This window comes from Flavobacterium aurantiibacter (genome assembly GCF_002251775.1).
Taxonomy (GTDB): Bacteria; Bacteroidota; Bacteroidia; order Flavobacteriales; family Flavobacteriaceae; genus Flavobacterium; species Flavobacterium aurantiibacter.
Window position 1 is genome coordinate 1 of the sequence record NZ_NOXX01000094.1, and the last position, 8,185, is coordinate 8,185.

Here is an 8,185-nt window from a genome sequence, read left to right on the forward strand (position 1 = left end):
GCGACCACGTTCCTGTTATGCCGTTGGTTGATGTGGTTGGAAGAGCTGCAAGCGTGTCACCAGAACAAATGGCCGATACAGGGTTGAAAACTGGCGTTTGTGGTTGATTGACTGTGATTGTTAGCGTTGCCGTTGTAGCGCATTGTCCGACTGCTGGGGTGAACGTGTACGTGGTCGTTGCTGTGTTATTAAGCGCTGGCGACCATGTTCCTGTTATGCCGTTGGTAGATGTGGTTGGCAGAGGTGATAAAGATTGTCCGTTGCAAATCGGTGCAACAGTATTAAATGTTGGCGTAGTCGTATTTAAAACTACATTAATAGTATCTGTTATTGACAGTCCGCAGCTATTAGTTACTGTTNCGTTGCTGTGTTATTAAGCGCTGGCGACCATGTTCCTGTTATGCCGTTGGTAGATGTGGTTGGCAGAGGTGATAAAGATTGTCCGTTGCAAATCGGTGCAACAGTATTAAATGTTGGCGTAGTCGTATTTAAAACTACATTAATAGTATCTGTTATTGACAGTCCGCAGCTATTAGTTACTGTTAACGTTAAAACAATCGTTTCAGTAGCTGATGGATTGATAGTATAGGTTGTTGTTAGTTGATTTGCATTGCCAAAAGTTCCTGAAGATGCAGACCATGTAACCGAAGTTTGACCTTCAGCGAAACCTGACAGATTTATTAGAGCGCCAGGACAAGCTGTAATTGAAGTTGCACCTGCATCTACTGTAAATGGCTGAACAGGAGCAGAACAACCGTTATTAACATAAATGGGCACCCCACTAGGCGAAAATAGTACTATAGCACCGTCTGCAGATACTGCTTCTCCCGTCGGACTAATAAGCGATGCTCGATTATAAGTTACAGTATCTGAGCAAGCACCAAAGGATATTGTTAATGTTCGTGTTCCTGTACCAAAGTTCGCAAAATGTCCACCAACAGTAGTCTCATTATCTTGGTAGAGTATATAAATGTCTTCTGTTAATGCCCCAAAAGAATTAAGTGCAGTATCTAAGTTAAAGCTAGTTACTAGTATAACATTGGCATTTGCTGGGAGTACACCACTAGTTGGTTCTATCAATTCTCCACAACCGCCTGCATCTAAAATGTCGGCGTTTAAATCTGCTGTCTTTTGTGCAGTGATGTTGTTTTGAATCAAACCTTGCCAAGAATTATTAGGCCAGTCAACATCAATATTCGAAGTATTTATAGCTGTAGGTCCAACTTTAAAGCGAACCATTTCATTCAAACCTTCTTGCGCTCCACAAGCATCAACAAGGATACTCTCGATCTGAATACACTGTGAAAATACACGAGGCGAAAAGCAAAAAAAACAAAAAGCAAAAAGTATAAAACTGTATTTATTTAAAAGCATCGATTTTTTTTTAAACCGGGCAAAGTTATATTGGTTTCTTGAGTATTTCACATTTTTTTAATTAAATAAACGTTACTAGTTTGTAATTTAACAACTTTACGCCCAATTTATCGGCTTGTTTGAATTTTTTGAATGTCTACTGGTAAGGCTTCCTTCTAGATAAGAAGCCCCTCATAAAACGAGGGGCTTTTTGGATGAAAAAATTATAAACTAAAAATTACAACTTAAATTTGTTGATAACAACAACTGAATTTTCAAGCTCAACTCTAACAATTACAACTTGTTCTTCAACATTACTAATGTCAAGGAGCCAATTTTGAGCAGGCGAGGATACATCTTCTAATAGCATTCTTCCCATCATATCAAACAATTTTAATGAGACAATGCGAGCATGATTAGATTGAATGTGTAATTTCCCATTTTTGCCAAATAGCTGAACATCTTTGCTACGGTATAGGTTATTAGCAGCTAGCAAACTATTCTCATAAACAATTTCAAATCTGCTTTCAAAAACACCTTGTTCTGCGGTAAAGTTATAAACCGATTCTTTTAAATCAATTACTGCACCCGTAAGTTGATCTTTCAAATATATAGGAGAGTCACCCGAAGCAAATAGGCCATCAAATTGCTTAAGTTCTAAGGTATAACTACCCGGCTGACCTGCGCGAAATCCGAGAGGAACAACATCCGAATATTCAAAGGGAAATGCCTTGCCAACGATACTGTATGCAGAGTCTTCTAAAATACCGTAGATTGAGGATGCTGTATTCTCAAACATTTTTCCATCATACATCACGTCAATTGCGTCAGTGGCCCCAGGAATGTAGCCGATAAGGATCTGATTTACAACATCTTCCTCATGATTCAAATTCAACCAAAAACGAGCTGAATCTGCGATGATGGGTGTACTTCTAAAGAACTGATCATCAAAATTGTTTACTCGTAGCAAGTTATTAAAAGTAACGCTTGTTGCATTTAATGGAGCGTTGATTAAGAATCCTTGTCCAACTTGGATGATACCATTCGGAATTTCTCCTCCGGCCGAGGCTGCGGCACCAGTTGCATTAAATGTAGCATAATTTGAAACACCTACACCTTGAGTTGTATGTGTCCAAAAATAAAGTGTCCCAATTGTCGGATTCAAAGCAGCAAAAGCTGTTGCACTAATTGGCGATGGATATGGATTACCAACCAAATTATAACCTAAACCTGTTCTTGTTATAGGAACGGTAATAGTACCGTTGTGTGGAGTACCCGTAAAAACTCCTGTGAAATTTTGAGGGGTAGTTGGATAATTATTTGGCGCGCGCACCATGAAACCTCTTCCAACTGAAAAATTAGTTACTGTCGGATCAACCGACTGGAATTCATTGGTCGCTTCATCTAAAGTATAAAAGCGATTTGGTAGCGTTAAAGGTGAAAAATCGTTCAGTAACTGACTTGCAACTGGCGACGACCAGTAAACATAATCGAGCCTGCGCATCATTGCGTTTCTGCTTACAGATATCTCGCCTTTGTTGATTGCTGCGTTTAGTTGAATTAGATGGGCATTATTCTCGAAATTTACACTTCCTGATGCAACATTAATTTCGTCTTCAAGATTTATGGTAGTCCCCGAATTTACTTGAACAGCACCTGAAACTACTTCCATTCTTTTAGCATTAATAGATCCATTAATTGAAGTTGCGTAATCTCCATCAATAGTGGCAATCGTTTTAGAGTCGGGGGCTCCGTTAGACCACGTCGTTCCATCCCAAAGTGTAGTCTCTAAAACATAAAAATCTCTAAATCGGCTCGTATTACCGCCAGCAGTCATTCGCACTCGGAATTTTCCAGTTGTTGAAGGATAATTTGTTAAATTGACATCTGTTCTAGACGGTGCGAAAGTAGCCGAGGTAGGAACAACAGAGCCTATACTCGTGTATGTTAAACCGTTATCTTCGGAAATCTGTAATTCCAAAGTTTGTCCTGCTACGCCTCCAAAAGTTGCTGCATCAAATCCAACTTGAATACTTGAATATGCTGTAAAATCAATTGTAGGAGTTTCTACAAATCCATTTAAACTAATTTGCTTATAACCTGTTGCATTAAATACGGCATTATTTATAACAAATCCTTGTGCTACGGCATCGTCAACAGCAGCTTGAGTTCTAAAGTTGTTTTCGTAAGGAATTGTAAACGACGCACGAACAATTCCCTGCACATTTACTGTAACATCAGGAGCTGTTCCGCCGTTAATAACAATCGATCCGTTGTACGTTCCCAGTGATAAACCTGAAACCGTTCTTACATAAATTGGTATACTTGTAATGGTTCCCGCATCATAATCTATAATAGCATTTTCTCCAAAATTTAAATTATCCGAAGATACCTCAAAGTTTGTTGTTGCTGTTATTGAGATAGTACCAATGCTCGGAACCAAGTTTGCCCCTATAACATTTATCGGCTTAGACACAGACGGACCTGCATCTACAAAAAAATCTAATCCTGTAACCGCCGATGGATTTGTTGTTAACGCAGGAACTGTGCTCAAATTCACATTTCCATTAAAAGTGAAGCTATTGATACTAAAAGTTCCACCAGGAGAAGATGCTCCGAAAGCATATACCCTGAATCTGATCGGAGTGGTTATATTTTGATATGCTGTGGCGGATAAATTAATTGTTGTCCCACTAACTGTTGGCACGCCGACGTTATTAGTATAATTATCCGCACTTGAGCGAATTACAACTGAAGTAGGGCCTGAGCCTGATGCCTGGCCCGTATAAACAAAACTGGAAAAGTCGATTTCGTAACCTGAATTTGGATTTATAATAAACTCGTAATAACGCGCCGTATTTATACTAGCTGAATCCCAACCACTTGCGTTGTATCTATCATTTGCATTCGATCCAGTAACACCAGACCTACCAATACCAGAAACTGTTATATTTGAATTAACAATTTGCCCTGTCGTGTACGGATTTGCTGTGTTTGGATTTGTTCCAGTAATGGCATTGGCAAAAACAACCACAGGTGCAACACTAACAGTAAGCGCTTGATCAACCGAAATTACCGCAAGTCAAGGTGGCGTCGCCACCTTGACTTGCGGTAATTTCGGTGGTTCCGGAGCCGATTATTGTAATTGTGTTTCCTGAAATTACAGCAACATTCGGATTTGTACTTTCGTAAGTTACCTGTAAACCCGAACTTGATGTTGCGGTTAAAGCAAAAGGTAAATCTGCCGTTGTTTTTGCAGGTAATGTTCCAAATGATATGGTTTGGTCTGCCTTTGTGATTGTTAGCGCTGTAGCATTAGTAGTATTCTGTTCAAAGATGTAGTTGTTTGCGGTTAAACCCGTTCCGATGATAGGATAAGTACCAGGCGCACTCAGATTGCTGGCACTTGTTACGAAGTTGAGCGTTCCGGAGGTTGCAGAAATATCTTCCGCGTTCACGAATCCTGTAACAGTTCCCGTAAAAGTCTGATTTGCAATATTGAATACCCTGGTAGCTGCATCGGCATTATAGGTAAGTATCGCTGGAAATATGGAGGCCGTAAGTGATAAATCGCCGATTAAGTAGTTGCCTGAGTCGATTCCGACTAATGCAATTCCACCAATTGTTAATGTTTTGTCGTTTTCTGCATTGGCATTCTGAAATTCTAATTCTATTACTCCGCTAACAGAAACCGATTCTGAACCAACTATTCCGTTTAAAGAGGGCAGGCCCGAGAATTGCGCCGTTGTGGTGCCGTCGTAAACTTTATCTTCAACCGTGATTCCTGCTATTGAAAGTACTCTCTGGTTAATATTTCCTGTTAGATTAGGTTGCGTCAGAAAATAATTAGCTGACGCAGAACCAGATAAAGTGTATCCGACAACATTTACTTCTTTAATACTCCCGATGTTTGCCGTTTCAAAAGTTGCCACAACAGCTGTAGAATCAATCGTTACATTAGAAATATCTGTCGAAACAACTCCGTTTAAAACCAGAACTCCGATTATCGTTGCGGCCGTACCTCCATCATATTGTTTATCGGCAATTGAAATTCCCGCAAGTGTTAATTCTTTAGTGGTTATGGTGGCTGTTAACCCGACGGTCTGCAAAAGATTATACTTCGAGCTATCGGAACCGCCTAGAACAAATGCTGTTACTACTTCTTTTCCACTTCCTGAACTAGCGTCTGTAAAAGTTCCATTACCAGAGAATGAAACATCATCTGTTCCTACAATTCCTGCTAGACTACCTCCGCTTATTGAAGCAAATGTTGTTCCATCGTATGCTTTTGAATTTGCTAATACACCAACAACCGCGATATCTTTGCGGTTTACAATCAATGTTTGTTGTACTGTTGTTGCCGGATTAAAATCGGTGTCTCCCTCTTGGGATACAGTTATTACCGTTGTTCCCGGCGCTAAAATAGTTAGAGTTGAACCAGTTACCGTTGCAACAGCACTGTTCGAGCTGGTGTAATTAACCGCTAATCCAGAGCTTGAATTAGCTTGGAGCATAAATGGCATATCCCCATACGTTGCGGCCGTAAGTGGATTAAATGTAATTGTTTGATCTTGCTTCGCCGTCGAAGTAACAATTAATAACTGTGCAACTGCGGTTGCTGGATTGTAATTCTCGTTTCCTTTTTGAGTAGCTGTAATGGTAGTTGTACCCGTAGCTAAAATAGATACAATATCTCCTGAAATAGTTGAAACAGCTTCATTTGAGCTGCTGTATGTTACAGCCAATCCAGAATCCGCAGTTGCTGTTAGTGCAAAATCAGGATCGTTATCTTGCTTCGGATTTAACGGCCCAAAACTTATGATTTGATTAGCTTTTCCGATAGTAGCTTTTAGCCCGTTAGGCTGTTCCGAAAGCTCGTAATTAGCAGCATCTGCACCACCTAATTCTATTCCTGAAACGGATACATTAATTCCAGTACCAGCGTTCGTGGTTTCGAATGCCGCAGTCGCTAAACTAAGGTCTAGGGAAACAACATCTGGAGCAATAACACCATCAAGAACAGCCGAACTACTATCAAAACTCGCTGTCGCGTTGCCGTCATACGGTTTGTTATTAATTATAAGTCCGACAATGCTTACTCCTCTTTTGGTAATAACTGCGGTTAAAGTAGGTTGTGACACAACGTAGTTCGAAGAAGGAGCTTCAAAACCATCAACGAGAATAAGCTTGCTGTTACCAACTAATTGCGTGTCGAATTCCGCAAAAGTATTTCCTATTACCGCGAAAAATTCACCATTAACCAAACCTGAATAAGTTGGAGTTCCTGAAAAAGTAGCATCCGTTGTTCGATCATACACTTTATTATCACCCGTTATTCCTTCAATAGTTACATTTTTCGGTGAAACAAAATTTCCGGACGCCGGCGAGGTAATAGATACCGACGCTGCATTAGCGCTACTCATAACAATTGAATTGGAATTATAGTTCCCGATTACAGGAGCTGTTGCACTTAATCGTATTCGTAGCGAGCCACTAACACTTCCTGAGGTTGGCGAAAAAGTTGCTGTTGAAGCGTACAAAATGCCATCCGCCGATACTTCAAAACCTGCGGGAGCTGTTGCAACCAAATTTGCTGTTAAGTTGCTACCAGAGATACTAAAAATTTGAGGAGCTGAAGCAGTTCCGTAAGTTGTGGAGAAAGCTGCAGTTGTTGCCGCAACTGTAATTGTTGGCGTTGTAGATTCCTGAAAAGTTGCTGTAAAACTTAGATTGTCTAATCCCAAACCTTGTCCGTTCGTAGAACCGCCATTTCCGGTTAATGTCCAGCGAAAGTAATAAAGTGCTCCTGGTGCAATATTCAAGCCATTTAAAGTGAAACTTTTAGAAATGCTTGTAGGCGGATTTACCACCGAATTAGCACCATCAGCCGCGTAAGACTGGTCTCCACTAGCGTTGGCAGTTGCTGGAGCGCTGCTCGAACCATGGAAAAATGTCCATGCAAATGCACGCATTCCAGTACGGTACTTCTCATAATCAAAAGCTATCGCAATGGAAGTAATTGCGGCTGATCCACTATTTTGAATAGCAACTACAATAGACCGCGGACTGCTAAAAGATCCTGAATTTAAAAAACCCAAAGCCCTGTCGGTCGAACTTGCCGTGACGCCGTTTGCCCAATTCACTACCCCACCACTAGAGTTACCTGCAACCGCATTCGCACCACTAGAGCCATACGCTAATGTTGTTGCAGAAGTTGCCGTATTATAGTCGGTACCAATCCTAAAACCAGAAGGTAAAACCGCTGTGGCGCTATTTCCGATACCGTTAAAATTTTGAGTAACCACCGCACTACCCGTAATCGAAACCTGACCTAAGAGACTATTAGGCACCAAGAAAATCAAAAAAACCAAATGCCTGTAGACACTCGTAACTTTAATTCGTAATTCACTTTTCATAAATCGCTTTTTTTAAACAATCAAAATTATTTTTGACTACCTAAGCAGCGATAAAATTAAAGAAATGAAATTGTTATATTATTGATTGTCAACATATAAGCAATTGTAAACTAAACATTACGAGATACTTGTCAAAGACTAAAGTGAACCATTCAACGATCTTTGAATGACATTAAATTTACATGGAGATTTCTTCGGCGCTCCCCGTCCCACGTCAATCCCACCCACGGGTCAGGCCGTGCGCTTTAATCTACCACTCGGCAACCGCCGCTCGTGGTAGGATTTCCGCTGCCGTCCTTAGCGCAGAAAAATCGTTACCCACGTATCGTTTGGAACCGATTGCCGCGTAAGCGACGGCAGTGAAAATAGACGGCACCAAACGCAAGTACGTGACGTGGTTTGAAACGGCGACCGAA

2 protein-coding genes are annotated in these 8,185 nt (G+C 40.7%); both read right to left on the reverse strand.

The genetic code is table 11. The annotated features are described in order from the left end of the window. Positions 1-1,591 precede the first annotated feature (1,591 nt). Positions 1,592-4,387: an autotransporter outer membrane beta-barrel domain-containing protein gene (locus tag CHX27_RS01315; RefSeq protein ID WP_094484972.1), complete on the reverse strand. Its 2,796-nt coding sequence runs from the start codon at positions 4,385-4,387 to the stop codon at positions 1,592-1,594. A 28-nt stretch (positions 4,388-4,415) separates the two neighbouring features. Further along, positions 4,416-7,769, reverse strand: a complete 3,354-nt coding sequence (locus tag CHX27_RS01320; protein WP_094484973.1) for a beta strand repeat-containing protein — start codon at positions 7,767-7,769, stop codon at positions 4,416-4,418. Between the last annotated feature and the right edge of the window lie 416 nt (positions 7,770-8,185).

What these genes read in the sequence shown, in the direction of transcription:
- CHX27_RS01320 (WP_094484973.1), bottom strand. Translation starts at nt 7,769, where the DNA reads ATGAAAAGTGAATTACGAATTAAAGTTACGAGTGTCTACAGGCATTTG.